Origin of the sequence: Devosia albogilva (assembly GCF_042685625.1) — a bacterium.
In the GTDB taxonomy this organism is placed as follows: Bacteria; Pseudomonadota; Alphaproteobacteria; order Rhizobiales; family Devosiaceae; genus Devosia; species Devosia albogilva.
The window spans coordinates 1,722,235-1,748,653 of record NZ_JBHUNP010000001.1; the positions used below are offsets into that span (position 1 = coordinate 1,722,235).

The 26,419-nt window shown below is 64.7% G+C and carries 31 protein-coding genes and 1 pseudogene; 27 read left to right on the forward strand and 5 right to left on the reverse strand.

Annotation, left to right across the window (positions count from 1 at the left end; genetic code table 11):
• Positions 1 to 33: 33 nt before the first annotated feature.
• The 7 genes from gshB (at position 34) to ACFSX5_RS08800 (ending at position 3,617) form a co-directional block, all read left to right on the forward strand.
• Positions 34 to 978, forward strand: a complete 945-nt coding sequence (gshB, locus tag ACFSX5_RS08770; RefSeq protein ID WP_386832911.1) for a glutathione synthase — start codon at positions 34 to 36, stop codon at positions 976 to 978.
• Positions 979 to 1,236 (forward strand): DUF4258 domain-containing protein, encoded by a 258-nt coding sequence (locus tag ACFSX5_RS08775; RefSeq protein ID WP_386832912.1) that lies wholly within the window; start codon positions 979 to 981, stop codon positions 1,234 to 1,236.
• Complete coding sequence (locus ACFSX5_RS08780) at positions 1,233 to 1,427, forward strand: DUF2283 domain-containing protein (protein WP_386832913.1); 195 nt, start codon at positions 1,233 to 1,235, stop codon at positions 1,425 to 1,427. The genes ACFSX5_RS08775 and ACFSX5_RS08780 overlap by 4 nt, the downstream gene beginning before the upstream one ends.
• Before the next feature lie 6 nt (positions 1,428 to 1,433).
• Complete coding sequence (locus tag ACFSX5_RS08785) at positions 1,434 to 2,066, forward strand: MarC family protein (RefSeq protein WP_386832914.1); 633 nt, start codon at positions 1,434 to 1,436, stop codon at positions 2,064 to 2,066.
• A gap of 64 nt (positions 2,067 to 2,130) precedes the next feature.
• On the forward strand, positions 2,131 to 2,295 hold the full coding sequence (locus ACFSX5_RS08790; protein ID WP_386832915.1) for a hypothetical protein: 165 nt from the start codon (positions 2,131 to 2,133) through the stop codon (positions 2,293 to 2,295).
• A 104-nt stretch (positions 2,296 to 2,399) separates the two neighbouring features.
• Positions 2,400 to 3,224, forward strand: a complete 825-nt coding sequence (locus tag ACFSX5_RS08795; protein WP_386832916.1) for a manganese catalase family protein — start codon at positions 2,400 to 2,402, stop codon at positions 3,222 to 3,224.
• 9 nt (positions 3,225 to 3,233) lie between these two features.
• On the forward strand, positions 3,234 to 3,617 hold the full coding sequence (locus tag ACFSX5_RS08800) for an HIRAN domain-containing protein (RefSeq protein WP_386832917.1): 384 nt from the start codon (positions 3,234 to 3,236) through the stop codon (positions 3,615 to 3,617).
• A 33-nt stretch (positions 3,618 to 3,650) separates the two neighbouring features.
• On the opposite strand, the gene ACFSX5_RS08805 is transcribed toward ACFSX5_RS08800, so the two are convergent.
• The gene (locus ACFSX5_RS08805) at positions 3,651 to 4,370 is read right to left on the reverse strand and encodes a TetR family transcriptional regulator C-terminal domain-containing protein (protein WP_386832919.1); all 720 of its coding nucleotides are present in this window, start codon (positions 4,368 to 4,370) and stop codon (positions 3,651 to 3,653) included.
• A 160-nt stretch (positions 4,371 to 4,530) separates the two neighbouring features.
• Between ACFSX5_RS08805 and ACFSX5_RS08810 the strand changes: the two genes are divergently transcribed.
• The 9 genes from ACFSX5_RS08810 to ACFSX5_RS08850 all read left to right on the forward strand — a co-directional run bounded on the left by ACFSX5_RS08810 (position 4,531) and on the right by ACFSX5_RS08850 (position 14,749).
• Positions 4,531 to 5,811, forward strand: a complete 1,281-nt coding sequence (locus tag ACFSX5_RS08810; protein WP_386835610.1) for an aspartate aminotransferase family protein — start codon at positions 4,531 to 4,533, stop codon at positions 5,809 to 5,811.
• Between the two features lie 66 nt (positions 5,812 to 5,877).
• On the forward strand, positions 5,878 to 7,374 hold the full coding sequence (locus tag ACFSX5_RS08815) for a CoA-acylating methylmalonate-semialdehyde dehydrogenase (protein WP_386832920.1): 1,497 nt from the start codon (positions 5,878 to 5,880) through the stop codon (positions 7,372 to 7,374).
• A 155-nt stretch (positions 7,375 to 7,529) separates the two neighbouring features.
• Entirely contained in the window at positions 7,530 to 7,916 is a 387-nt protein-coding gene (locus tag ACFSX5_RS08820; protein WP_386835612.1) for an endonuclease domain-containing protein, read from the forward strand.
• A 3-nt stretch (positions 7,917 to 7,919) separates the two neighbouring features.
• On the forward strand, positions 7,920 to 9,170 hold the full coding sequence (locus ACFSX5_RS08825) for a Zn-dependent hydrolase (RefSeq protein ID WP_386832921.1): 1,251 nt from the start codon (positions 7,920 to 7,922) through the stop codon (positions 9,168 to 9,170).
• A 14-nt stretch (positions 9,171 to 9,184) separates the two neighbouring features.
• Positions 9,185 to 10,636, forward strand: a complete 1,452-nt coding sequence (gene hydA / locus ACFSX5_RS08830; protein WP_386832922.1) for a dihydropyrimidinase — start codon at positions 9,185 to 9,187, stop codon at positions 10,634 to 10,636.
• A 206-nt stretch (positions 10,637 to 10,842) separates the two neighbouring features.
• Positions 10,843 to 11,634: an ABC transporter ATP-binding protein gene (locus tag ACFSX5_RS08835; RefSeq protein ID WP_386832923.1), complete on the forward strand. Its 792-nt coding sequence runs from the start codon at positions 10,843 to 10,845 to the stop codon at positions 11,632 to 11,634.
• Between the two features lie 139 nt (positions 11,635 to 11,773).
• Positions 11,774 to 12,643 (forward strand): ABC transporter permease, encoded by an 870-nt coding sequence (locus tag ACFSX5_RS08840; RefSeq protein WP_386832924.1) that lies wholly within the window; start codon positions 11,774 to 11,776, stop codon positions 12,641 to 12,643.
• Positions 12,640 to 13,749, forward strand: coding sequence for an ABC transporter permease (locus ACFSX5_RS08845; protein WP_386832925.1), 1,110 nt, complete (start codon positions 12,640 to 12,642; stop codon positions 13,747 to 13,749). The genes ACFSX5_RS08840 and ACFSX5_RS08845 overlap by 4 nt, the downstream gene beginning before the upstream one ends.
• A 25-nt stretch (positions 13,750 to 13,774) precedes the next feature.
• Positions 13,775 to 14,749, forward strand: a complete 975-nt coding sequence (locus ACFSX5_RS08850; protein ID WP_386832926.1) for an ABC transporter substrate-binding protein — start codon at positions 13,775 to 13,777, stop codon at positions 14,747 to 14,749.
• A 277-nt stretch (positions 14,750 to 15,026) separates the two neighbouring features.
• Here ACFSX5_RS08850 and ACFSX5_RS08855 read toward each other — a convergent pair whose 3' ends face one another.
• Entirely contained in the window at positions 15,027 to 15,497 is a 471-nt protein-coding gene (locus tag ACFSX5_RS08855) for a DUF2852 domain-containing protein (protein ID WP_386832928.1), read from the reverse strand.
• 132 nt (positions 15,498 to 15,629) lie between these two features.
• Between ACFSX5_RS08855 and ACFSX5_RS08860 the strand changes: the two genes are divergently transcribed.
• From ACFSX5_RS08860 to ACFSX5_RS08895, 8 genes and pseudogenes are all read left to right on the forward strand, one after another.
• A complete protein-coding gene (locus ACFSX5_RS08860) occupies positions 15,630 to 16,946 on the forward strand; it encodes an ActS/PrrB/RegB family redox-sensitive histidine kinase (RefSeq protein WP_386832929.1) in 1,317 nt (438 codons plus the stop codon).
• A 70-nt stretch (positions 16,947 to 17,016) separates the two neighbouring features.
• Positions 17,017 to 17,631, forward strand: a complete 615-nt coding sequence (locus ACFSX5_RS08865; RefSeq protein ID WP_386832930.1) for a ribonuclease D — start codon at positions 17,017 to 17,019, stop codon at positions 17,629 to 17,631.
• A 14-nt stretch (positions 17,632 to 17,645) separates the two neighbouring features.
• Positions 17,646 to 18,290, forward strand: coding sequence for a hypothetical protein (locus tag ACFSX5_RS08870; RefSeq protein WP_386832932.1), 645 nt, complete (start codon positions 17,646 to 17,648; stop codon positions 18,288 to 18,290).
• Positions 18,290 to 18,745, forward strand: coding sequence for an LptA/OstA family protein (locus ACFSX5_RS08875; protein WP_386832933.1), 456 nt, complete (start codon positions 18,290 to 18,292; stop codon positions 18,743 to 18,745). The genes ACFSX5_RS08870 and ACFSX5_RS08875 overlap by 1 nt, the downstream gene beginning before the upstream one ends.
• A gap of 5 nt (positions 18,746 to 18,750) precedes the next feature.
• Positions 18,751 to 19,500: pseudogene (gene lptB, locus ACFSX5_RS08880) on the forward strand (LPS export ABC transporter ATP-binding protein); the annotation flags it as partial.
• 123 nt (positions 19,501 to 19,623) lie between these two features.
• Entirely contained in the window at positions 19,624 to 21,129 is a 1,506-nt protein-coding gene (gene rpoN, locus ACFSX5_RS08885; RefSeq protein ID WP_386832934.1) for an RNA polymerase factor sigma-54, read from the forward strand.
• Positions 21,130 to 21,323: 194 nt separating this feature from the next.
• On the forward strand, positions 21,324 to 21,905 hold the full coding sequence (locus ACFSX5_RS08890) for a ribosome hibernation promotion factor (RefSeq protein ID WP_386832935.1): 582 nt from the start codon (positions 21,324 to 21,326) through the stop codon (positions 21,903 to 21,905).
• 50 nt (positions 21,906 to 21,955) lie between these two features.
• Entirely contained in the window at positions 21,956 to 22,423 is a 468-nt protein-coding gene (locus ACFSX5_RS08895) for a PTS sugar transporter subunit IIA (RefSeq protein ID WP_386832937.1), read from the forward strand.
• Positions 22,424 to 22,475: 52 nt separating this feature from the next.
• Here ACFSX5_RS08895 and ACFSX5_RS08900 read toward each other — a convergent pair whose 3' ends face one another.
• A complete protein-coding gene (locus tag ACFSX5_RS08900; RefSeq protein ID WP_386832938.1) occupies positions 22,476 to 22,757 on the reverse strand; it encodes a DUF1150 family protein in 282 nt (93 codons plus the stop codon).
• Positions 22,758 to 22,772: 15 nt separating this feature from the next.
• Positions 22,773 to 23,192 (reverse strand): Hsp20 family protein, encoded by a 420-nt coding sequence (locus ACFSX5_RS08905; RefSeq protein WP_386832940.1) that lies wholly within the window; start codon positions 23,190 to 23,192, stop codon positions 22,773 to 22,775.
• A 116-nt stretch (positions 23,193 to 23,308) separates the two neighbouring features.
• Between ACFSX5_RS08905 and ACFSX5_RS08910 the strand changes: the two genes are divergently transcribed.
• The 3 genes from ACFSX5_RS08910 to ACFSX5_RS08920 all read left to right on the forward strand — a co-directional run bounded on the left by ACFSX5_RS08910 (position 23,309) and on the right by ACFSX5_RS08920 (position 25,747).
• Complete coding sequence (locus ACFSX5_RS08910) at positions 23,309 to 24,145, forward strand: glycosyltransferase family 2 protein (RefSeq protein ID WP_386832942.1); 837 nt, start codon at positions 23,309 to 23,311, stop codon at positions 24,143 to 24,145.
• A 95-nt stretch (positions 24,146 to 24,240) separates the two neighbouring features.
• Positions 24,241 to 25,239 carry a cation diffusion facilitator family transporter gene (locus tag ACFSX5_RS08915; RefSeq protein ID WP_386832943.1) on the forward strand — a complete coding sequence of 333 codons (999 nt, stop codon included), beginning with the start codon at positions 24,241 to 24,243 and terminating at the stop codon, positions 25,237 to 25,239.
• Positions 25,240 to 25,282: 43 nt separating this feature from the next.
• A complete protein-coding gene (locus ACFSX5_RS08920; protein WP_386832945.1) occupies positions 25,283 to 25,747 on the forward strand; it encodes a glutathione peroxidase in 465 nt (154 codons plus the stop codon).
• Here the strand turns inward: ACFSX5_RS08920 and ACFSX5_RS08925 are convergent.
• Positions 25,744 to 26,364, reverse strand: coding sequence for an HAD-IA family hydrolase (locus ACFSX5_RS08925; RefSeq protein WP_386832947.1), 621 nt, complete (start codon positions 26,362 to 26,364; stop codon positions 25,744 to 25,746). The genes ACFSX5_RS08920 and ACFSX5_RS08925 overlap by 4 nt on opposite strands.
• Positions 26,365 to 26,419 lie beyond the last annotated feature (55 nt).

Sequence of the window (26,419 nt, forward strand, 5' to 3'; positions counted from 1 at the left end):
CAACACTCACGCTCCCAAGCCGGATCGCCGCTCATGACGCTCAAAGTCGCCGTCCAGATGGACCACGTCCAGACCATCAACCCGCGCGGTGATTCCACCTTCGCCATGATGCTGGAGGCACAGGCGCGTGGGCACACTCTGCTGCACTACACCCCCGATACGCTGGCGCTGGAGAACAACCGGGTCACCGCCCTGGCACAGCCGATCACCGTCACCGATGCGGAGAAGGGGCAGCATTTCACCCTCGGCGAGGCAGAGCGCGTCGATCTCGGCACCCAGGACGTGGTGCTGATGCGGCAGGACCCGCCCTTCGACATGAACTACATCACGCTCACGCACATCCTGGAGCGGATCCACCCCAAAACGCTGGTGGTGAACCCCCCCGCCGCCGTCCGCAACGCGCCGGAAAAAATCCTCGTCACCGAGTTTCCCGAACTGATGCCGCCCACGCTGGTGACGCGCGATCGCCAGTTGATCCACCAGTTCCGCAAGCAGCACGGCAACATCATCGTCAAGCCGCTCTACGGCAATGGCGGGGCAGGGGTGTTCTTCATCCAGGAGGGAGACCACAATCTCGCCAGCCTTCTCGAGCTGTTCGAGAACAGCTTCCGCGAACCCTTCATGATCCAGAAATACCTGCCGGACGTCCGCAAGGGCGACAAGCGCATCATCATCATCGATGGCGAGCCCGTCGCCGGACTCAACCGCATCCCGGCCGAGGGCGAGGCGCGTTCCAACATGCATGTCGGCGGCCGGCCCGAACTCAGCGAACTCACCGCCCGCGAGCGCGAAATCTGCGCCACCATCGCGCCGGCGCTCAAGGAGCGGGACATGATCTTCGTCGGCATCGATGTCATCGGCGACTATCTCACCGAGATCAACGTCACCTCTCCTACCGGCATCCGCGAAATCAAGCGTTTCGGCGGCCCCGACATCGCCGTTATGATCTGGGACGCCATCGAGCGGCGGCGCGGCTGAATGGCGCCAACCCTCGTCTACACCCAGCACGCCCTTGATGTGCTGCGTGAACGAGAGTTGCAGCGCGCGTGGGTGGAAGCCACCCTTGCTGCGCCAGATTGGGTGGAGCCGGATCCATCCAGACCAGGTACGCGGCGATTTTACCGCGCTTTGCCGGAACGGCAGGGACGCTATCTCAGGGTCGTGGTGGTGGTGGAAACGGCAACCGAAATTCGTATATTGACCGCATTCCTCGATCGCGGAGCCAAACCGAAGTGAAACCGACGGTGACCTACGACGCCGACGCCGATGCTGCCTATATCCGGCTGTCGCTCGAGCCCGTCGAGGCGAGCGAGGAGGTGTCCGACGGCATCGTGCTCGACTATGATGCAGAAGGGCGGATCGTGGGCATGGAAGTGCTGGACGCCCGCACGCATCTTTCTCCGCAACTGCTTGAGCGCGCGGCCTGATCGCCCGTGGACACCTCCCCCTTCCTCGTCGCCTTTGCCACGCTGTTCGCCACTGTCGGTGTTGCCGACATCGCCTTTATCTTCGCGGCGTTGACCAAGGATAACACCCCGGCGGAGCGGCGGCTGTCTGCCACTCGGGGCGTGGTCATTGCGCTCGTCATCCTCATTTTCTTTGCCTTTCTCGGCAACGCGATCCTCGATGTGTTCGGGATCACCATCCCGGCGCTACGCACGGCCGGTGGCGTCTTGCTGCTGCTGATCGCCATCGACATGGTCTTTGCCCGTCATTCGGGTGGCACCGGCACGACCCACGAAGAGGAGGACGAGGCCCGAAAAGCCCAGGATATCTCGGTCTTTCCGCTGGCCATGCCGCTGCTCGCCGGACCGGGAGCCATCAGCGCGGTGATCCTGCTGGCAACGGGTGCTCGGACGGACGGCGATTTCTGGCTGGTCATCGCGGCGCTGGTGCTGGTGCTTGGTCTCGCCTGGATTACCTTGCTGGTGGCCATGCCGATCCAGCGTATGCTGGGGCTGACCGGCCTGTCGGTGGTGTCGCGTGTGGTGGGAATCCTGCTGGCGGCGCTGGCCGTGCAGTTCGTCTTCGACGGCATCCGTACCAGCGGTCTTTTGGGCAACTGACGCCCACATTTGGTAAAAATTGCAGGGTTAATGACGTCTTTACGTTAGCGTTGACCGCCGCCCCTTGAGCCATCATGAAGAGCTTCTGTCCCTTTTGGGTGCCGCCATGCGCATTGCCGTGATGCTGACGCTGATGATCCTCGCCATGCTGGCTGCCACCGCCAGCAATACGAGTGCGGCGCGCTCGGAAATCCTGAGCCCGATCGCGGCCGGTCTGCCGCCCGGCTGAGGCGAAGCTGACAGCGAGTTAACACGCATCGTAGGCGCAGCGAATTCGCAACGCTGCCGGGGTGACGGTGTTCACTGGTCTCCAATCCCACCACGGAGATCAGCATGTTCTACACAGACGGCAAACTGCAGTACCCCGTGCGCGTCGAAACACCGGATCCGTTGTTCGCACGCGCCCTGCAGCAGGCGATCGGCGGCGTCGAGGGCGAAATCCGCGTGGCCATGCAGTATTTCTTCCAGGCCATGGGCGCTCGCGGCAATCCCAAGTTCCGCGACCTGCTGCTCAACACCGCCACCGAGGAACTCGGGCACATCGAAATGCTGGCGACGGCAGTTGCCATGAATCTCGAGGGTGCTCCCGTTGGTCTGCAGGAAGAGGCGGCGCGCGACCCGGTCGGCGGATCCGTGCTCGGGGGTATCAACCTCAAGAACTTCCTGTCGGCTGGCCTTTCGGCAATGCCCGTCGACTCCGATGGCGTGCCCTTCGACATGAGCCATATCTATGCCAGCGGCAACATCGCCGCCGACATGACCGCCAACGTAACCGCCGAATCGACCGGGCGCGTACTGGCGGTGCGGCTCTACAACATGACCAACGACCCCGGCATGAAGGACATGCTGCAGTTCCTGATCGCTCGCGACACCATGCACCAGAACCAGTGGCTGGCGGCTCTGGAAGAACTGGGCGGCGCCACCGAGGTGTTCCCCATTCCCAACAGCCACCCGCAGGACGAGGAGAAGCGCGAGTTCAGCTATTCCTATCTGGGCTTCAAGAACGACGGCAGCGAGCCGGCTCAGGGGCGCTGGTCGGAGGGCGAGTCGATCGACGGCAACGATCAGTTCGAGACCCGCAACATGGAGCCCCTGGGCGAAGTGCCCAACCTCGGCCGCGCGCGTCCGGGCCTCGGCGCCCAGGCGGAACAGCTCTAGGAGGCGGTGATGTTCCGTCGCGCCTTTCTCGCCGCCGGCGCCAGTGCGCTGGCAACGGCACCCCTGCTGGCCGGAGGTCTTGCCGGTCGAACGCCGGCTGGGCAGCAACGGTTGACCGGCAGCTACATCACCGCGCTAGAGCCATCAGCCCTGGCCGCGGTCGCACCGGGCTCCGCCCTGACGCTGCGCCGTGACCCGTCCCGGCGGTTCGAGCCGGCCACCGCCGTAGCGGTGCTGGCCGGTGAGCGGCATCTGGGCTATCTGCCCGGCACTGCTGGCAAGCTGGTCGCGCCGCTGCTCGACAACGGCGTGGCCCTTGCCGCCCGGGTGACCAACGTTCGGGCCGGCGTCACGCCCGCCATCGACGTCGATCTTTATCTGGGCGGCGCCTGAACCAGAACGGCGCCGCCAGCAGGCGGTGCCGTTCTACGCGGCCGGTACCGGTTTCGGCACCAGCCCGTGCAGGTAGAGGTGCTCAAGGGTACGCGCCGCGTCCTCGAAGCGCCCTTCGCCATTGCGGCCGGGCCCCAGCACCGCCTGCACCTGCACGTCGAAATCGGCATAGTGCTGCGTTGTCGCCCAGATCGAAAAGATCAGGTGGTAGGGGTCGGTGCGGGCGAGCTTGCCCTCGTCCATCCAGCCCAGCAGCACCTTGGCCTTTTCGTCCACCAGCGCCTTGAGGTCGACCTCGATCATCTCCTTCACCCGCGGGGCGCCCTGCAGCATCTCGTTGGCGAACAGCCGTGATTCGCGCGGGTAGTCGCGCGCCATCTCGAGCTTGCGGCGGATATAGGAACGGATCTCGGGGAAGGGGTCGCCATCGGCGTTCATTTCCCTGAGCGGGGCCAGCCAAGTGTCGAGCAGTTCCGCTAGGAGCCGCCGGTAGATCTCTTCCTTGCGGGGGAAATAGTAGAGCAGGTTCGGTTTGCTCATCCCGGCAACCTCGGCGATCTGGTCGATGGTGGCACCACGGAAGCCGTGTACCGAGAACACTTCCAGCGCTGCCGACAGGATCAGGTCCTGCTTTTCGCGCTGGATGCGCGTCAATGGCCGCGCCTGGGAGGACGCCGGCAATTCTGCCTCCGCCTTGTGCTGGCGCTTGCGGCTGCTTGTTGCTTCGGCACGTTTCACTTTGGCAGGGGGCATTTTCGCCTTGCTTAGGGAAGCGGGAGTGCTAACATTTTTCCATCTGGTCAAAATTCAGGTCATTGACGCCAAGCGTCAAGGCCAGAATCGCAAAGACCGCAGGGGGAGATGTACCGTGTCCGTAACCAGCGTTGCGCCGAACGATCTCAGCGCCTTCTGGATGCCCTTCACTGCCAACCGGCAGTTCAAGAAGGCGCCGCGCATGTTCGTTGCCGCCAAGGACATGCACTACACCACCTCCGATGGCCGCCAGGTGCTGGACGGTACTGCCGGGCTCTGGTGCGTCAATGCCGGCCATGCCCGGCCGCGCATCGTCGAAGCCATCGCCAAACAGGCGGCCGAGCTCGACTACGCCCCGGCTTTCCAGATGGGCCACCCCAAGGCCTTTGAACTCGCCAACCGCATCGTCGACATCGCCCCGCAAGGGCTCGACCATGTGCTGTTCACCAATTCCGGCTCGGAATCGGTGGAAACGGCCCTCAAGGTCGCCATCGCCTACCATCGCGCCAATGGCGAGGGCAGCCGTACCCGCCTGATCGGCCGCGAGCGCGGATATCATGGGGTCAATTTCGGCGGCATCTCGGTGGGCGGTATCGTCAACAACCGCAAGATGTTCGGCACTCTGCTGAGCGGCGTCGATCACCTGCCGCACACCCATAATCTGTCGAAAAACGCCTTCTCGCGCGGCCTGCCGCAGCATGGCGTCGAGCTCGCCGACGAACTCGAGCGCATCGTCACCCTTCACGATGCCTCCACCATTGCCGCCGTCATCGTCGAGCCGGTCGCCGGTTCGACCGGCGTGCTGATCCCGCCGCCAGGCTATCTGCAGCGGCTGCGCGAGATCACCAGCAAGCACGGCATCCTCTTGATCTTCGACGAGGTCATCACCGGCTATGGCCGCCTCGGCACACCCTTCGCCGCCGACTATTTCGGCGTCACCCCGGACATCATGGTCACGGCCAAGGGCCTGACCAACGGTGTCGTCCCCATGGGCGCGGTGCTGGTGTCGGCCCAGATCCATGATGCCTTCATGAACGGGCCGGAGCACCTGATCGAGTTCTTCCACGGCTACACCTATTCGGGCAATCCGATCGCCTCGGCCGCTGGTCTCGCGACTCTCGAGACCTACAAGGAAGAACACCTGTTCGAACGCGGCAACGAGCTCGCCCCCTATTGGGAAGAGGCGCTCCATTCGCTCAAGGGCCTGCCGCACGTCATCGACATCCGCAATATCGGCCTGGTCGGCGCCATCGAGCTCGAGCCGATCGCCGGCCAGCCCACCAAGCGGGCCTTCGCCGCCTTCCTCAAGGCCTATGACGCTGGCCTGTTGATCCGCACCACCGGCGACATCATCGCCCTGTCGCCGCCGCTGATCATCGAGAAGGCGCAGATCGACCAGATCGTCGGCACCTTGGCCGACATCCTCAAGACCCTTGAGTAGCATGGAACAGACATTCTATAGGGAGAAGAATAGAATGTTTGTTCCCGAATTGGAGGGGAAGAGCTGATGCAGGTCATCGAGAACGCCGTCGCCGGCAAGCGCTACCAATCGGCGTCCACCCGCCGTGTGCCGGTCTTCAACCCCGCCACCGGCGAGCAGAGTGCGGAACTGCCGCTGTCCACGGTGGATGAGCTGAACGCCGCCGTCGCCAGCGCCAAGAAGGCGCAGGTCGACTGGGGCAATCTTGCGCCGATGAAGCGGGCGCGCATCATGTTCCGCTTCAAGGCGCTGCTCGACCAGCATGCCGACGAAATGGCCCGCATCATCTCGCGCGAGCACGGCAAGGTGCATGACGATGCGCTGGGCGAAGTCGCCCGCGGCATCGACTGCGTCGACTTCGCCTGCGGCATCCCGCATCTGCTCAAGGGCGAGTTCAGCCGCAATGTCGGCCCTTCGATCGACACCTATTCCGACCGACAGCCGCTCGGGGTGGTTGCCGGCATCACCCCGTTCAACTTCCCGGCCATGGTGCCGCTGTGGATGTATCCGGCCGCGATCGCCTGCGGCAACAGCTTCATCCTCAAGCCTTCGGAGCGCGACCCTTCCGCCTCGGTCTTCGCCTGGAACCTGTTCATGGATGCCGGTCTCCCCGAGGGCATTCTCAACATCGTCCATGGCGACAAGGAAATCGTCGACGCCATTCTGGACCACCCCGACATCAAGGCGGTGAGCTTCGTCGGTTCGACGCCGATCGCCGAATATGTCTATACCCGGGGCACCAGCACGGGTAAGCGCGTCCAGGCGCTCGGCGGCGCCAAGAACCACATGGTCATCATGCCCGATGCGGACCTCGACCAGGCGGCCGATGCGCTGATGGGCGCCGGCTACGGCTCCGCCGGCGAGCGCTGCATGGCCATTTCGGTCGCCGTGCCGGTCGGCAAGGCCACCGGCGACGCCCTTGTCGCCAAGCTCAAGCCACGCGTCGAAGCCCTCAAGATCGGCCCGGCCACCGACAAGGACGCCGAGATGGGTCCGGTGGTGACCAAGCAGCACCGCGACAAGATCGTCGGCTATATCGACAAGGGCGTCGAGGAAGGCGCCAAGCTCGTCGTCGACGGCCGCGGCTTCAAGCTGCAGGGCTATGAGAACGGCTATTATGTCGGCGGCACCCTGTTCGACGACGTGACGCCCGACATGACCATCTACAAGGAAGAAATCTTCGGCCCCGTCCTGTCGGTGGTGCGCGCCGAAAGCTTCAACGACGCCGTCAGCCTGATCCAGAACCACGAATACGCCAACGGCACCGCCATCTTCACTCGCGACGGCGACGCCGCCCGCGAGTTCGCCGACAAGATCGAAGTCGGCATGGTCGGCATCAACGTGCCCATTCCGGTGCCGGTCGCCTACCACTCCTTCGGCGGCTGGAAGCGCTCCATCTTCGGCAGCCACGGCATCTACGGGCCGGAAGCCATCCACTTCTACACCCGGCTCAAAACCGTCACCACCCGCTGGCCCGCCGGCATCAAGGGCGGCGCCGAATTCACCTTCCCGAGCTTGAAGTAGCGGCAATGATCGGGGCACTCACCGACATCGCACCCCTCACCCTGACCCTCTCCCCGGAGGGGCGAGGGGACGCTGGGGGCGGCGCCGGTGGAGGAACATTCACCTCGCCCCTCCGGGGAGATGTCGCCGCGCAGCGGCGGGCGAAGGGAAAAAAGCTGCTTCGAGCGCGCACCTTGCGTACCGAACTCACCGAGGCGGAAAACCGCCTCTGGTACCATCTGCGGAATCGCCGCCTCGCCGGCTACAAGTTCGTCCGCCAGCTACCGATTTCCGGCTACTACGCCGACTTCGCCTGTCGCGACGCCATGCTCGTCATCGAGGCCGATGGCGGCCAGCATACCCCTGGGCGAGACCACTTCCGCGATGAAGCGATCCGCTCCGCCGGCTACACCATCCTGCGGTTCTGGAACAACGACATACTAAGCGACACGCACATCGTGCTCGCCACCATACTCGACACCCTACGCTCCTTCGTCCCTTCGCCCCTCCGGGGAGAGGGCCAGGGCGAGGGGTCTTCCCACCTGCACAAAGCCTGCGAGTAACCCATGACCGCACCCGGAGAAAACCTTCGCATCAACGCTGATCGTCTCTGGGACAGTCTCATGGAGATGGCCAAAATCGGCCCGGGTGTTGCCGGGGGCAATAATCGGCAGACGCTGACGGATTCCGACAAGCAGGGGCGCGAGCTGTTCCAGCGCTGGTGCAGCGAAGCGGGGCTCAGCATGGGTGTCGACAAGATGGGCACCATGTTCATGACCCGCCCGGGCACGGGCCCGGACGCCCTGCCGGTCTATGTCGGATCGCATCTCGATACCCAGCCCACCGGCGGCAAATACGACGGCGTGCTCGGCGTGCTGGCCGGCCTCGAACTGGTGCGCTCGCTGAACGACCTCAACATCAAGACCCGCCACCCCATCGTCGTCACCAACTGGACCAACGAGGAAGGGGCCCGCTTCGCGCCGGCCATGCTCGCCTCGGGCGTCTTTGCCGGTGCCCACACGCTCGACTATGCCTATGGCCGCACGGATCCGGAGGGCAAGCGCTTCGGCGATGAGCTCGAGCGCATCGGCTGGGTGGGCGAGGAAGAGGTCGGCGCCCGCAAGATGCACGCCTACTTCGAATACCACATCGAGCAGGGGCCGATTCTCGAGGCGGAGGACAAGCAGATCGGGGTCGTCACCCACTGCCAGGGCCTGTGGTGGCTCGAGTTCACCCTGACGGGCAGGGAAGCCCATACCGGCTCGACGCCGATGGACATGCGGGTCAATGCCGGCCTCGCGATGGCTCGCATCTTCGAGATGGTGCAGGAGCTGGCGATGGCTGAGCAGCCCGGTGCCGTGGCCGGCGTCGGGCAGGTGAAGTTTGCGCCCAATTCGCGCAACGTGCTGCCCGGCACGGTGGTGTTCACCGTCGATCTGCGGACGCCGTCCCAGGAAAAACTCGACCGCATGCGGGCCGCCATCGAAAGCCGCGCCGCCGCCATTTGCGCGGAACTGGGCGTCGGCTGCGCGGTGGAAGCGGTCGGCCATTTCGATCCGGTCACCTTCGATCCGACACTGGTGGGCCGCGTCCGCGCCGCCGCCGAAAAGCTCGGCTACTCGCACATGAACATCATCTCCGGCGCCGGCCACGACGCCTGCTGGGCCGCCAAGGTGGCCCCCGCCACCATGATCATGTGCCCCTGTGTGGGCGGGCTCTCGCACAACGAAGCCGAAGACATTTCCAAGGAATGGGCGACAGCCGGCGCCGACGTGCTGCTGCATGCGGTGCTCGAAACGGCTGAAATCGTGAACTGAGGGACCACAATACCATGACCACAGCCTTCAAGAACGGCACCATCGTCACCGCCGACCTGACCTATCGCGCCGACGTGCTGATCGACGGCGAGACCATCGTCGAGATCGGCCAGAATCTTTCCGGTGACGAGACCCTGGATGCTACCGGCTGCTATGTCATGCCGGGCGGCATCGATCCGCACACCCACCTCGAAATGCCCTTCATGGGCACCTATTCGGCCGACGATTTCGAGAGCGGCACCCGCGCGGGGCTCGCCGGCGGCACTACCATGGTGGTCGATTTCTGCCTGCCCAACCCCGACCAGTCGCTGCTCGAGGCGCTGAAGATGTGGGACAACAAGACCGGCAAGGCCTCGGCCGACTATTCCTTCCACATGGCCATCACCTGGTGGGGCGAGCAGGTGTTCAACGAGATGGCCGAGGTGGTCGACCGCGGCATCACCTCGTTCAAGCACTTCATGGCCTACAAGGGCTCGCTGATGGTGAACGACGACGAGATGTTCGCCAGCTTCCAGCGCTGTGCTGAGCTCGGCGCCCTGCCGCTGGTCCATGCCGAGAACGGCGACATCGTCGCCGCCATGACCCAGAAGCTCCTCGCCGAGGGCAATACCGGCCCCGAAGGTCACGCCTATTCCCGCCCGCCGGAGGTCGAGGGCGAGGCCACCAACCGCGCCATCATGCTGGCCGACATGGCCGGCGTGCCGCTCTATGTCGTCCACGTCTCCTGCGAACAGGCGCATGAAGCCATCCGCCGCGCCCGTCAGAAGGGCATGCGCGTCTATGGCGAGCCGCTGATCCAGCACCTGACGCTGGACGAGAGTGAATACTTCAACCCCGATTGGGACCACGCCGCGCGCCGGGTGATGTCGCCGCCCTTCCGCAACAAACAGCACCAGGATTCGCTCTGGGCCGGGCTGCAGTCGGGTTCGCTCTCCTGCGTCGCCACCGACCACTGCGCCTTCACCACCGATCAGAAGCGCACCGGTGTCGGCAATTTTGCCAAGATCCCGAACGGCACGGGCGGGCTCGAGGATCGCCTGCCGGTCTTGTGGACCGCCGGCGTCAACACCGGCCGGCTGACCATGAACGAGTTCGTGGCGGTGACGTCCACCAACATCGCCAAGATCCTCAACCTCTACCCCAAGAAGGGTGCGGTGCTCGAAGGGGCCGATGCGGACCTCATTGTCTGGGACCCGAAGCGCAAGAAGACCATTTCGGCCCAGTCGCAGCAGTCGGTGATCGACTACAACGTCTTCGAAGGCTTCGAAGTCACCGGCCTGCCGCGCTTCGTGCTCAGTCGCGGCAAGGTCTCGGTGGTCGAGAACGAGGTCAAGGCCGAGCCGGGGCACGGCAAGTTCGTCGCCCGCGAGGCGAAAAATCCGGTGAACCGGGCGCTGTCGCAGTGGAAGGAACTCGTTGCGCCGCGCAAGGTGGAGCGGGCCGGCATTCCCGCGACCGGCGTCTAGGCACGATCAGCATGCGCAAAAAAGTGGCAGTGCAGGAAGGGTTTGGCTCGCAGGAGCGGCGGCACCACGCCGCTCGCGCCGCGGCACACCCCTTGCATTGTCCACATGCGGGGGCGGGCACCGCCTCCGGGACCGGCACTTCCTGAGAAAGGCACCAGCTCTTGTCCGTGACGACTTCTGTTTCCGACCGCATCACAGACAAGGCCATGCCCGCCGCAGCCGTTGTTGCCGCGCACCAACTCGGGCTCACCTTTCCGACGGCCGATGGCGATGTGGTCGCGCTCAGCGACGTCAACCTGACCATCGACAAGGGCGAGTTCGTCTCCTTCATCGGCCCTTCGGGCTGCGGCAAGACCACCTTTCTCAGGACCATTGCCGATCTCGAGCGCCCCACCTCCGGCACCCTCACCGTCAATGGCCAGACCCCGGAACAGGCCCGACGCAGCCGCGCCTATGGCTATGTGTTCCAGGCGCCGGCGCTCTATCCCTGGCGGACCATCGAAAAGAACGTCGCCCTGCCACTCGAAATCATGGGCTATGGCCGCGAGCAGCAGGCCGAGCGCATCCGCCGCACGCTGGAGCTGGTCAACCTCACCGGCTTCGAGAAGCGCTATCCCTGGCAGCTCTCGGGCGGCATGCAGCAGCGCGCCTCCATCGCTCGGGCCCTGGCCTTCGATGCCGACCTGCTGCTGATGGACGAGCCCTTCGGCGCCCTCGACGAGATCGTGCGCGACCATCTCAATTCCGAACTGCTGAAGTTGTGGGACCGGACGCAGAAGACCATCTGCTTCGTCACCCACTCCATTCCGGAGGCGGTGTACCTGTCGACCAAGATCGTGGTCATGTCGCCGCGCCCGGGGCGGGTGACCGACGTCATCGTCAGCGACCTGCCGCGCGAGCGCCCGCTCGACATCCGCGAAACGCCTGAGTTCCTCGCCATCGCCGCAAGGGTGCGGGAGGGGTTGAGGGCTGGCCACTCCTATGAGGAGGCGGTGTGATGGGGCGCCCCGCAAACCCCCACCTAGCCTCCCCCTGGCAGGGGGAGGGACCGGCCGGTGTGTTGGGTAGGATCCGGGCCGAGCACGCGATGCAGCCCCTCCCCCTCTCAGGGGGAGGTTGGGTGGGGGTACTGCACCCATGAACCGCGTCCTGCCCGTCCTCACCATCCTGCTCGCCATCCTGGCGCTCTGGTATGCCGCGGCGATCTGGATGAACGCGCCCTGGCAGAACCAGCTTAACGCCCGCGCCAATCTCGAAAACGTCGCCTTCACCGAGTTCGCGCAGCAGACCTGGGCGCAGGACAAGCCGGTGCTTCCGGCGCCGCACCAGGTGATCAGCGAAATCTGGAATGCCACGGTGATGCTCGACATCGGCTCCAAGCGTTCACTCGCCTATCATGGCTGGATCACCCTGTCGGCGACCCTGCTCGGCTTCGCCTTCGGCACCGCGCTGGGCGTGTTGCTCGCCGTCATCATCATCCACAACGACGCTGCCGATCGCTCGCTGATGCCGTGGATCATCGCCAGCCAGACCATCCCCATTCTCGCCGTGGCACCCATGGTGGTGGTCGGGCTCGGCGCTGTCGGCATGACCGGATTGGTGCCCAAGGCGCTGATCTCGATGTATCTGAGCTTCTTCCCCGTGGTCGTTGGCATGGTGAAGGGCCTGCGCTCGCCCGAGGGCATCCAGCTCGACCTGATGCGCACCTATGACGCCAATCCCTGGCAGGTGTTTTCGAAGCTGCGCTGGCCGGCTGCCATGCCGTTCCTGTTTGCCTCGATGAAGGTCGGCATCGCCATCTCGCTGATCGGCGCGGTGGTGGCCGAACTCTCCAACGCTTCGGGCGGTGGCCTCGGCGTGCGGCTCCTGACCGGCTCCTATAACGGCCAGACCATCCAAATTTGGGCCGCCCTGTTCATCGCCGCCGGGCTTGCCGCGGTGCTGGTGGCGCTGGTCGGTGGCGCCGAGCGGGTGGTCAACCGCCGCATGGGAGTGCGCGCAGCATGATCGGCAGCCTCTCCCCCCTGCAGCGCTTCCTCGCCTTGCTCGCCGCCGGCGCCAGCCTGGTCGGCCTGCTGCTGAGCCTTGCGGTCGGCAACACACCGGCGCCGCTGCTGCTGTTCTTTGCGCTCGGTACCCTGTCGCTGCTCAGGGTCCGAGTGGCGTTCAACCTCTCCCTCGATGGCATTCTCGCCGCCGCCGGAGCTGCGGCGCTGATCCTCTCGCTGCCGGCCGGCGCCGCGATGCCCGCCCATTTCTGGCTGGCGCTCCTCTCCGCCTGGGCCTTTGCCTGGCTGTTCGTCGAACGGCTTTCCGCCGCCATCCGCGCGGGCGCGCTGCCGCATAGCGGCACCGGGCTCGTCATTCCGCTGGTGTTCGGGCTGACGCTGCTGGTGGTGTGGGAAGTGGTCACCCGCGGCGCCAACGTCCCGCCGGTGCTGCTGCCGGCGCCGTCCGCCATTGCCGCGCGTCTCGCCGCCGAAACCGGCATCCTCTGGGCCGATTTCGTCCAGACCTTCGTCAAGTCGGTGATCCCCGGCTACATCATCGGCTGCCTGGCGGGCCTGCTGGTTGCCATCGCCGTCGACCGCTCGCCCTTCCTCAAGGCCGGCGTCATGCCGATCGGCAACTTCATGTCGGCCCTGCCCATCATCGGCATCGCCCCGATCATGGTGATGTGGTTCGGCTTCGACTGGCAATCCAAGGCTGCCGTGGTGGTGGCGATGACCTTCTTCCCCATGCTGGTCAACACCGTTGCCGGGCTCAACGCCGCCAGCGTCATCGAGCGCGACCTGATGCGCACCTATGCGGCGAGCTACACGCAGACGCTGTTCAAGCTGCGCCTGCCGGCCGCCGCGCCCTTCATCTTCAACGCCCTCAAGATCAACTCGACTCTGGCCTTGATCGGGGCAATCGTAGCCGAATTCTTCGGGACACCCGTGGTGGGAATGGGGTTCCGGATATCGACCGGGGTGGGGCGTCTCGCCATCGACCTGGTCTGGGCGGAGATCGCCGTTGCGGCGGTCGCGGGGTCCGCCTTCTACGGGGTGATCGCCCTCATAGAAAGGGGCGTCACCTTCTGGCATCCGTCCGTCCGCGGTGGACGGGCGTAACCAACAGGGAAAAGGGAACGTGAAGATGAAGAAGTTGATCGGAGGTCTCGTCGCAGGCGCCCTGGCGCTTTCGGCCCTCCCTGCCGTGGCGCAGGACGCCCTGACGCTGCAGCTCAAATGGGTCACCCAGGCCCAGTTCGCCGGTTATCTCGTCGCGGAAGCCAAGGGCTTCTATGACGAGGAGAACCTCGACGTCACCATCCTGCCCGGCGGCCCGAACATCGCCCCGGAGCAGGTGATCGCCGGCGGTGGTGCCGATATCATCGTCACCTGGATGGCCGCCGGCCTTGCTGCCCGCGATACGGGCGTGCCGCTGGTCAACATCGCCCAGCCGTTCAAGCGCTCGGGCCTGATGATGATCTGCCCCACCGAGACCGGCATCACTTCGCCCGAGGATTTCCCCGGCCACACGCTCGGCGTCTGGTTCTTCGGAAACGAGTACCCGTTCTTTGCCTGGATGAACAAGCTCGGCATCCCCACCGACGGCTCGGCGGAGGGCGTCACTGTCCTGCAGCAGAGCTTCGACATCCAGCCGATGATCCAGGGCCAGGCCGACTGCATCTCGGTGATGACCTATAACGAGTACGGCCAGGCGCTCGATGCCGGCTACGGCCCGGACAACCTCACCATCTTCAACTACACCGAGATGGGCAACGACCTGCTCGAGGACGGCCTCTATGTCATGGAGGAAACCCTCGACGATCCGGCCAAGGTCGACGCCTATACCCGCTTCGTCCGCGCCTCGATGAAGGGTTGGCAGTACGCGCTCGACAACCCGGATGAAGCCGCCGAGATCGTGGTCGAGGCCGACGACACCGGCGCTGCCGAGTACGACCACCAGCGCTACATGGTGGAAGAGGTCTCGAAGCTCGTCGATCCGGACGATGCGGCTCTCAACATGGAGACCTACGACCGCACCGTGCAGGCGCTGCTCGACCAGGGCATCATCAAGAACCAGCCGGAAGGCGCCTACACCACCGTCGTCACCGACGGGCTGTAAGCTTCTACCTGTTCGGCACCCGCAGATCGCGCCCTTGTGGCGCGATCTGTTTTTTCGTGACACCCCCACCCGGCCTCCCCCTGAAGGGGGAGGGGCGCCTCGGTGAGCGTGGAGACATCGCGGCAACTCGATCCGTCCCTCCCCCGCTTGCGGGGGAGGTTAGGTGGGGGACCGCGGAAAATCACATCCTCGGGAAGGCACAAAAAAGGGCGCCCTTGCGAGGCGCCCAGTTTGGTCTTGGGAGACCGACTTCAGGAGGGAGGAGGTCCGGCGGGGCTTAGCCGTTGTTGCCCCAACCGTTGTTGTCGCCATTGTTCTGGCCGTTGTTGCCGTTGTCGCCATAACCCTGGCGCGAGCCGCGGCGGTCGGCCATGAAGCGGTCGAACTCCTCGCGGTCCTTGGCCTTGCGCAGGTTCTCCATGTACTCGTGGAAGGCGTCGATCTCGGCATCGAGCCGGGAGCGCTCTTCCTCGAGGCGGCGAAGCTGCTCGTCACGATACTCGTCGAAGGCAGCATTGCCGCTGGAACGGGTGGAGTGGGCCTTGAAGCCGTGGCGGCCGGTGGAGCTGCACCAGCTCTTGCCCTTGTTCCAGTAGGCCTGAGCCTTCTCCGGCGTGCCGCCGAACTTCTCGCCCCACAGGATGTAGCCGAGAACGGCGAGGCCGAGCGGCCAGAAGACGATGAAGCCCAGGACCATGAGGCCGATGGTCAGGGGCGACCATTGAGGTTTGATGATTGCAGTGGTCATTTCGAAACATTCTCCCAGTCACGAATGGGTGTAACGTGGTCCCGGCGGGGGTGGGATCAAGCATGTGCCCGTCGATTTTTTTGTCTTGAAATGCCCAAAAGCGCTCACTATGGGCGCGCTCCGGAGTCGCCGATGTCCATGAGTTCCGCCGCCGACAGCCTGCCTCTGCCGTCGAGTTGGCGACCGCTTCGACTCGAAACCCTGGTGCTGCTGCGCTGGCTCGCGGTCGGCGGGCAGACCATCAGCGTACTGTTCGTCGCCTTCGGCCTCGGCTTCCCGCTACCGCTCGTCGAATGCCTGTTGCTGATCGGGGCCTCGGCCGCCTTCAACCTGTTTCTGGTGCTGCGCTTCGGCGCCGCCCACCGGCCGTCTTCGCTGTTTGCCGCGCTGCAGATCGCCTTCGATCTGTTGCAGCTCTCGGGGCTGCTGGCGCTGACAGGCGGGTTGCAAAACCCGTTCTCGCTGCTGCTGCTTGCCCCCGTCTCCGTCTCGGCCAGCATCCTGCCGCAGCGCTGGACCTTCACCATTGCCCTGCTCACCGCCGGCCTGGCCTCGCTTCTATCCATATGGCACCTGCCGCTGCCGTGGGTGCCGGGAGAACAGCTTGGTTTCAACCGCGTTTTCGTCATCGGCATCTGGGTGGCGATCGTTTGCGGCGTCGCCTTCATCTCGGCGTACACCAGCCGGGTGGCGCATGAGGCACGCCAGATCGCCGATGCCCTAGCGGCCACCGAACTGGCGCTCTCGCGCCGCGAGCAGTTGAGCGCGCTCGATGGCCTCGCCGCCGCCGCCGCCCACGAACTGGGCACCCCGCTGTCGACCATCGCCCTGGCCGCCAAGGAAATGCGGGCCGATGTCGACCCCGGCAGCGCCCTTGCCGACGATGTCGAACTGATCATCGAGCAGGCCGCCCGCTGCCGCGCCATCCTCGCCAAGCTGCGCAATCTCGGCGACGATGGCGGCGACCCCTTTGCGGCCGTACCCCTCGACGACCTCCTCGCCGAAGTCGCCCGCCCGCACGAAAGCCGCGGCAAGGCTATTCTGTTCGACGGTACCGGCAGCGGCCCGACACCGGTCTTCAGCCGCAGCGTCGGCCTGCTCTATGGGCTCGGGAACCTGATCGAGAACGCCACCGATTTCGCGCATGAGACGGTGCGCATTGAATCCGGATGGGATGCCGACACTGTAACCATCACCATCACGGATGATGGAGCCGGCTTTCCGCCCGAATTGATCGCCCGGCTCGGCGAACCCTACCTCACCACCCGCCCGCGCGACCCGCAGGGGCAGAACGCTCATCAGTCCGGCGGCCTCGGCCTTGGCATTTTTATCGCCAAGACTCTGCTCGAGCGCACCGGCGCCCGACTCGCCTTCGACAATGCTGAAGGCGCCGCCCATGCGCGCGTTCGCATCGTCTGGCGGCGCGAGGACCTGGAGCCGGCGCGATGACGGCGCTTTGCCTTTCCAAGGCCGCGATGCTGTGCGAAGTGAGATCGACACCACCCAAAGAGCTTTCCCGATGACCATCAGACTGCACCGCGGCGACCTGCCTGACCTCTCCCGCTATGGCCGCGAGGTTGCCATCGACACCGAGACCATGGGGCTTGATCCCCATCGTGATCGGCTCTGCGTGGTGCAGTTGTCGCCCGGCGACGGCAGCGCCGATGTGGTGCAGATCCCCCTTGGTTCGCGCGAGGCGCCGAACCTGACGCGCCTGCTTGCCGACCCCGGCGTCACCAAGATCTTCCACTATGCCCGCTTCGACGTGGCGGTGCTCAAGCATCATTTCGGAGTGGTCACGGGACCGGTCTACTGCACCAAGATCGCCAGCAAGCTGGTGCGCACCTACACCGATCGCCACGGGCTCAAGGATCTGGTACGCGAACTGCTGTCGATCGACCTCAACAAGCAGCAGCAGAGCTCCGACTGGGGCGGCGAGAAGCTCAGCGACGCTCAGCTCGACTATGCCGCTTCCGATGTGCTCTACCTGCACGACCTCAAGCGCCATCTCGACCGGATGCTGCAGCGGGAGGGCCGCACCGAGCTTGCGCGCGCCTGCTTCGACTTCCTTAAGACCCGGTGCGAACTCGACCTGCTGGGCTGGGAAGAAAACGACATCTTCGCTCATAGCTGAGGCACAAGGCGTCGATGGCAACGGCAGAGGCACCGCGCAGCCAGATCTACCGGCGTCTCGAGCGCCGCAACCGGGTTGTGGGCGTGCTGCGCCTTGCCGTGCCGGCGATGGGCTTGGTGATCCTGGTGGTGCTGATCGGCCAGATCTATCTGTCGAGCCTCGGCAACCGTTTCGGCATCGACAACATCACTGTCGGCCGCGACAGCATCACCGTCGATGCGCCCGAATATTCCGGATTGCTGGACGACGGCTCCGCCTATCGCGTTGCTGCCGATGCGGCTGAAGCCAGGCTCGACAGCACCGAACTCATCGACCTGACCGCCGCCGTTCTCAGTGTGAACAAGCCCGACGGCACCACGTTCGGCGCCATAGCCGACGAAGCAACCCTCGACACGACCAGGCAGTTGGTGCTGATCGAAGGGGATGCCGAGGTGGAGCAGTCAACGGGTACGACCGGCCGCTTCGTCGACTCCGTGTTCGACTGGCAGGCTCAGCAGCTGACGGTGACTGGCGATGTCGCCATCGACTATGCCGATGGTGCTACGGTTCGTGCCGGGGAACTGGTCTACGACGTCCAGCGACAGCTCTGGACTTTCTCCCGCGTCACCGTCACCTTGCCCGACACGCCTGGACCTCAGGAAAAGACGGAGAACGATTGATGCTGTGCCGCCTGGGTCTTGCACTTGCTGCCATTTTGCTGCTGGCCGCGCCCGCTTTGGCGCAGGAGCCGGTCGAGATCACCGCCGACCAGTTCACGGTCGATGAGTCCAGCCGCGAAGCCGTGTTCAACGGCAACGTCGTGGTCGTGCATCCCACAGTCACGGTCTGGGCGCCCAAGGTGGTGGCGGTCTATGGCGAAGGCGGGACAACCGATATCGAGAGTTTTATCGCCTCGGGCGGGGTCCGGCTCAAGACAGCGGATCAGGACGCCACCGGCGACCAGGCGGTGTTCACGCCGGGCGACCAGTTGCTCCGCCTCACCGGCAATGTCCGGGTGACGCAGCCGAGCGGGACCGTCGATGCGGGCGAACTGGTGGTGAATCTCGAAACCAACGTGTCCACCTTCACCAGTGGTAGCAGTGGCCGTGTCACCGGGGTGTTCACCAGCCAATGAACGAGGCTGCGGCCCGCCCGCGTATCGACCAGAACGGCTGGCTCGTTGCCCACAGCCTCGCCAAGAGCTTCGGCCGGCGGGTAGTGGTCCGCGACGTCTCCATTGCCGTTCGTCGGGGGGAGGCGGTGGGTCTGCTCGGCCCCAATGGCGCGGGCAAGACCACCGTGTTCACCATGATCATGGGCCTGGTGAAGCCTGATGGAGGCGATATCCGTCTTGATGGTCGCCCGATCACGCACCTGCCGCTGTTTCAGCGGGGTCGGCTCGGCATCGGCTATCTGCCGCAGGAGCCATCCATCTTCCGAGGCCTGACGGTTGCCGGCAACATCTTGGCGGTACTGGAAAACCATGTGAAAAGCCGCGCCGAGCGCCAGCGCCGGCTCGAGTCGCTGCTCGACGAGTTCTCGATCGCGCATCTGGCCAAGTCGAGTGCTCTCGCTCTGTCTGGCGGCGAGCGCCGCCGGGTCGAGATCGCCCGCGCTCTTGCCGCCGACCCGGTGTTCATGCTGCTCGATGAGCCTTTCGCGGGCGTCGACCCGATCGCTGTCGGTGAGGTGAAGGGCCTCGTCCGCCAGTTGACGCAGCGCGGCATCGGCGTGCTGATCACCGACCATGCGGTGCGCGAGACGCTGGGGCTGGTCGACCGCGCCTATGTCATTCACGGCGGCAAGGTGATGATCCAGGGCAAACCCGAAACCATCAGCGCCGATCCCGATGCCCGCAGGGTGTATCTGGGCGAAAACTTCGCCATCTGAGCTGTTTCGCCACAGCTGGCACGGAACTTGCCCTGACGCTTGCCGCTCCCGGCGAAATGAGTCATGGTCCGGCTCGACAAGGCAGCCGCCCCGGCTGCGAACTGCGCTGACGGTCCACCCCTTATGGCTCTTTCGCCGCGTCTCGAATTCCGCCAGACCCAGAGTCTGACGCTGACGCCGCAACTGATGCAGTCGATCCGCCTGCTGCAGTTGAGCCATCTCGAACTCAACGACTTCGTCGAAGCGGAACTGCTGCGCAACCCGCTGCTGGAACGCGAGGATGGCGGCGAGCCGGGAGAAACCGCTGAAGCGCCGGAGCCGCCGACGGAACTCAGCGCCTACGAAGACACCGTCACCCGCTCCGAGCGCATCCAGGACGCGGACTCGATCGCCGACAACTACGATACGGCAGTCGAGAACGTGTTTCCGGACCAGCCTGCACAGGACCGCTTGTTGCCGCAGTCGCGGGTCGATGGGGACGGGGCACTGGGGAACGGAGAAGCCCCCGACCTCGATCAATACGTCGCCGACCGGCCCCTGCTCAGCGATCACCTCATGCAGCAGGCCAACCTGCTGCTGAAGACGCAAGGGGACCGCCTGATCGCGCGATACCTCGTCGACGGGCTCAACGAGGCGGGCTATTTGGCTGTCGAACTCGAAGCGGTGGCCGACCAACTCGGCGCGGACTTGGCGGACGTCGAAGCTGTGCTGCAGGCACTACAGGGCTGCGATCCGGTCGGCGTCTTCGCCCGCTCGGTACCGGAATGTCTCGCCATCCAACTACGGGAGCGCGACCGGCTCGACCCGATGATGGCCAGGCTGCTTGAACACCTGGATCTGCTCGCCAGCCACGACCTGTCGATGCTGATGCGCAGGGTGGGCTGCGATCGCGAGGATCTGGCCGACATGCTTGCCGAACTCCGAACGCTCGACCCCAAGCCGGGCCGCGCCTTCGACAGCGCTCCCGTGGAGGCGGTGGTGCCCGACGTCTTCGTACGCCAGGGGCCGGATGGCGGCTGGCAGGTGGAACTCAATACCGAAGTGCTGCCGCGGGTACTGGTCAATCGCGTCTACTATGCGAGTGTCACCAGAAAGACCCGCGATACCGCCGAAAAGAGCTTTCTGTCCGACTGCCTCGCCACCGCCAACTGGCTGACCAAGAGCCTCGACCAACGCGCCCAGACCATGATCAAGGTCGCCGCCGAGATCGTGCGTCAGCAGGATGGATTTCTCGCCCACGGCATTGCTCACCTCAAGCCGATGACGCTCCGCAACGTCGCCGAGATCATCGACATGCACGAATCCACCGTCAGCCGGGTGACGACAAACAAGTACATGGCGACGCCTCGCGGGCTGTTCGAGATGAAGTACTTCTTCACCACGGCCATTGCGGCCAGCGATGGCGGCGACCAGCACTCGGCCGAGGCCGTGCGCCATCGCATCAGGCAACTGATCGAGGCGGAATCGGCGACGGCCATTCTGTCCGATGACACCATCGCGGAAGTGCTGAAGAAGGAGCAGGGCATCGATGTCGCCCGGCGCACCGTCGCCAAGTACCGCGAAGCCATGAACATCCCGTCCTCGGTGATCCGCCGGCGCCAGAAGAAGGCGCTGCAACACGTCGGCTGACCGAAGCCTTTGCCGCCCGACAGCCAAGCGAACCTGAAGACCTGCTTGTGCATTTGCTCTCACAGGCGCGGAGGGCTAGCATCCCCTGCCGTGGGCTCGCATGAAGAGCAGCGGCAGGCGGGATCCCGGATGAACCCACGGGGTTAGGCTCCGGACCTCTCGCGTCGGACACAATCGACAAGAAGGAATAGGCCATGACCTTGCGTGTTTCGGGAAAAAACATGGATGTGGGCGATGCTCTGCGCGGCAAGGCGGAGGATCACGTTGCCAACGTTCTGGCCAAGTACTTCGACGGTGGCTACGACGGGCATCTGACGCTCACCCCGAACGGCAGCGGCTTTCATGCCGAATGCGTACTGCATCTCGATACCGGCATCACTCTGCAGGCGAGCGCCGAAGGCGGCGATGCCACCAGCGCCTATGAGATCGTGGCCACCCACATTGAGAAGCGGCTCCGGCGCTATAATCGGCGGCTTCGCTCTTATCGTCGCGGCGGTGTCGGCGTTGGCGACAGCGTCGACCTGACGGCCCAGTACACCGTGTTCGGCTCGAGCGAACAGGAGGAGGAACTCGCGGAAGATTACGCCCCTCCGGTGATCGCAGAAGCTACCAAGAACCTGCGCGACATGAGCGTGGAAGAAGCGGTGATGGAGCTTGAGCTCTCGGGTCACCCGGTTGTTATGTTCCGCCACGCTGGACATGGCGGCCTAAATGTGGTCTACCGCCGCCCAGACGGCAATATCGGCTGGATTGATCCAGCCCTGGGCGCCAGTTGATCGGCCATGCCCCGCCTGTCCTGCATCAATCGAATCAAGGCCAAATCGTAATGGAACTAGCCGAAATTCTGGCTGAGCGCGCAGTGCTGTACTGCAGCGGCGTGAAATCCAAGCGCGAGCTGTTCGAGTTGCTTGCCGAACGCGCCGGTGAAGTCACCGGCGTGGCCGCTCACGACATCTTCACGGCTATTTCCGACCGTGAAGCTCTTGGTTCGACAGGATTGGGGAACGGCATAGCCGTACCGCATGGCAAGATCACCGGGCTCAATGGTGTCGCCGCCGTGTTCGCCCGCCTCGATACCCCCATCGATTTCGATGCCGTGGACGATCAGCCGGTCGATCTGGTGATGATGCTGCTCGCTCCCACCGGGGCGGGCGCTGATCACCTCAAGGCCCTGTCCAAGGTGGCGCGGCTGCTGCGCACCGAGTCGGTGGTAGAAGAGCTGCGTCGCCTCGATGACCCTGAAAAGCTCCGGGCCCTGCTGACCGCTCCCATGCCGGAAAGTTACGCCGCCTAATAAAAAAGCGGCAGGCATCGCTGCCTGCCGCTCCTGTTATCTGTGGGGCCGCCTAGTGGAGCGTGGCAAGCCCGAGATTCTTGTCGCCGAGCCACTCCATCAGCGCGTCTTCGGTGTCGGTGACGAGGAGCGGCGTGCCGTCGGCGGACATCAGCAGATGGTACTGCTCTTCCGGCTCGAACTCGGCTTCTTCGATCATCATGGACAACAGCGCACCGCTAACGGGACGCACATAAGCCACTGCGTTGCCGCCGAGCGCAGCAAACTGCGCGCGGGTGAGCGACTTCAGCGGGTGGATCAGCATTTCGGCCGCGGCCGGGTTCTTCTCATACATTTTTCGGCCCTTTCCTCAGACTGAGCGAATTTCGATGCGGCGGGCGATCTTGGGCGTCCGGGGGCGCTCTATAGCCACAACGAGCATACCGTGGCCCAAAGTTGCATCTTTTACCGTCATACCATCTGCGAGCAGGAAACTGCGCTGGAACTGGCGGGCAGCAATGCCGCGGTGCAGGTACTCCCGATTGGGATCGTCCTTCTGCTTGCCGCGCACGACGAGCTGGTTGTCTTCAGCGGTCACCTCGAGCTCGGCGGCGCCGAAACCGGCGACCGCTACCGACACCAGGAACTGCTCGGTTCCGTCGGCGTCGATGCGCCGCTCGATGTTGTAGGGCGGGTACCCGTCGGCGGTTTTCGACAGCCGGTCTATGCGCTCCTCGAAGCTGTCGAAGCCGAGGAGGAACGGGGCGGAAAATACCGAGATACGTGACATTCACGCCGTCCTTGTAGCAAGCAACGTCGGCGCTCGACCCGGGGGGAGTGGCATCGGGCGCCTGCGGCAGATATGGGTCGAGATGCCGCGTCATTCAACCCGCAAGGCCAGCTGTCATGAGCAGAACCGTCGCCGTCGTCACCCCGGCCTATCGGGCCGAGGCCACCATTGCCGCCACCATACGCAGCGTTCTGGAGCAGAGCTGGTCCGATTGGGAGTTGTGGCTCGTTGCCGACGATGGTGCCGATTATGACGCGTTTCTGAACGAAGCCGGAATGGGAGATGAACGGATCCGCCATGCGTCGAGCGGCGGCATCGGCCGGGGCGCCTCGCTGGCCCGGAATGTGGCACTGGACCAGATCACCGCACCCTATGTTGCCATCCTCGACGCCGACGACCGGATGAAGCCGGACAAGCTCGAGCGGGTGGTGGAGGCGCTTGCGGAGTATCCGGTCGTCACCACCGCCCTCGATGTGATGACGGACAGGTTCCAGCACCTGCGCTATGTCGGGGAGGGGCCGGATCGGGAACTGACCGCCGGCACGTACAAATGGGTGAGCCTGTCGATGGATTCCATGGTCGCCTGGGACCGCCGCCGCACCGATGCCCGCTATGATCCGACGCTCAGCAACATGACGGATCTCGAACTGCTGCTGCAATTGTGGCGGCAGGCGCCGGTGTCCATGCATCTCGGCACGCCGCTGCACGACTACGTCAAACGTTCGGAATCGATGAGCAACGGTAAAGACGTGGCGGCGGGGATGATCCGCTCCAAGACCGAGATCCTGCGGCGTCTGCGCGACGGATACTATGGCTTGCCGAAGGATGAGGTGGCCGGAGTGGCCCGGTTTCTCGAGATTTCACTCGAGGCGGAGCGGGCTTATGGGGCGGCGCTTGCGGCCAATCCGGGGCTGTTGTTCGAGGATCATCTCGAGCCGCGGCTGCGCGGCTGAAGCCAAAATGAACGAACATGAACGAAGGTTGACCGACGGCTGAATTGACTTGCAACATATGAACATGTATTCATGTGATGGCAGGAGGTAAGTCGGTGACCCATCGCGACCACACCAATGAGGCTCACGCCGGGGCGCACGATCACGATCACGATCACGATCACGATCACGGCCATGGCCACGAGCATGCTGGGCACAGCCATGCGCCGACGGTGCGTGCGGCCAATGAGCGGGTGGTGCTGATCGGCTTCGTGCTCACCGCCGGGTTCATGGTTGCAGAGATTGTCGCTGGGGTGCTGTCCGGCTCGCTGGCGCTGATTGCTGATGCCGGGCACATGCTGACCGATGCCTCGGCGCTGTTGCTCGCCTGGGCCGCCTTCCGCTTTGGGCGACGCCAGCCGGATAGCCGCCGCACCTTCGGCTATATGCGGCTCGAAGTGGTGGCGGGACTGATCAACGCCGTGACGCTCTTCGCCCTTGCCGGCTGGATCGTCTGGGAGGCGTTCGGACGGCTGTTCGATCCGCACGAGGTGCTGGCGGGCCCCATGTTAGCGGTGGCGATCCTCGGGCTGTTCGTGAACCTGCTGGTGTTCTTCGTGCTGTCGCGAGGCGAGCGGGAGCACGTCAACATTCGCGGCGCCATGCTGCACGTGGTGGGCGACTTGCTGGGTTCCGTGGCGGCGATCGCCGCAGCGCTGGTGATCTGGACCACGGGGTGGATGCCCATCGATCCGATTCTGTCGGTGCTGGTGGCGGTGCTGGTCCTGCGCGCAGCTTGGGGGCTGTTCCGATCCTCGCTCAACATCCTGCTCGAAGGGGCGCCCAGCGGGCTCGTCGTGAACGAACTGGCGCGAAGTGTCAGGGCGGCGGTGCCGAGTGTGGCTGATGTTCGCCATGTCCATGTCTGGTCGATCACTTCGGGCCGCCCTGTGGCAACGCTCGAGATCGAACTGGCAGCCGGTGCCGACCCCGCAGCAACCACAGCCGCGGTGAAGCGACAACTCGCCGAAGACTACGGCATCGATCATGCCACGGTGGAGATCGCCTGGGGCGGGCATCGCGATTGCGTGCTGGAGCGGGATGCAGTGCCTTGAGCGAGCGTCTATGCTCAGCCCATTCCTTCGGAGACCGATCAGCATGACCACGCTTTCAGACTTCACCCTGCCGCGCCTCGACGGTCAGCCGCAGGCGCTTGCGGACTATGCCGGAAAGCTGGTGATGGTGGTCAACACCGCCTCCAAATGCGGCCTCACGCCCCAGTATGAGGGTCTGGAGCGGTTGTGGCAGACCTATGGCGATCGGGGGCTGGTTGTGCTCGGCTTCCCTTGCAACCAGTTCGGCGAGCAGGAGCCGGGAGAGGCCCGGGAGATCGCCGAGTTCTGCGAGATGAACTACGGGGTCAGTTTCCCGCTGTTCGCCAAGCTGGAGGTGAACGGAGAGGCCGCGAGCCCGCTCTACACCTGGCTCAAGCAGGACTTCCCCGGCGAGATCGAGTGGAATTTCGCCAAGTTCCTGATCGGACGGGATGGCCGTGTGGCAGCCCGTTTCGCTCCTGGTGTGACCCCGGACGAGCTCGAGTCGGAGATCCGCGCCGCCCTCTAGCCGGGGCGCGGCACCCGTTCGGCGCGCGTAATCTCGGCAGCCAGGTTCATTCCCGGCAACCAGTGGATGGCGCGCCAGCCACAGCGGCGCGCCGCGAGGACGTTTGCCTCGGTATCGTCGATCAGCAGCAAGTCGCCGCCGGCCGGTGCCGCCTGTGCCTTGGCCAGTTCGAAGAAGCTCGGATCCGGCTTTCGGCAGCCAAGGGCGGCGGAATAGAAGATGCCGTCCACATGGGCGGCGAGCCCCATCTCCTCCATCAGGTAGCGGGCGCGGTGGTGCTCCTGATTGGTGGCGAGGAACACCCGGTCACCGCCGGCGCGGAACACTGCGATGGCAGCGAGCAGGTCGTGATCGATGCGTGAGTCGTTGCGCAACCAATAGTCCTGCAGCGTCTCTGCCGTGACGGACGGAGCGATCCGCGTCAGCACCTCGGTCAGTTCCGGCAGCAGCGGCTTGCGGCCGGTTACGATGTCGGGCCAGCGCGGGACAAAGAATTCCCGCTGCAGTACCGGCAGCGAGATGCCGAGATCGCGCTCCAGATCGGTGAACAGATGTCCGCCGTCCTGTGGGCGACCGCTGACGAGTACGCCGTCCACATCCATCATGATGGTCCGCATTGCTTCCCCCCAACGAGAAAGGGCGCAGCCTCGGCCGCGCCCTTCTTGTATCTGC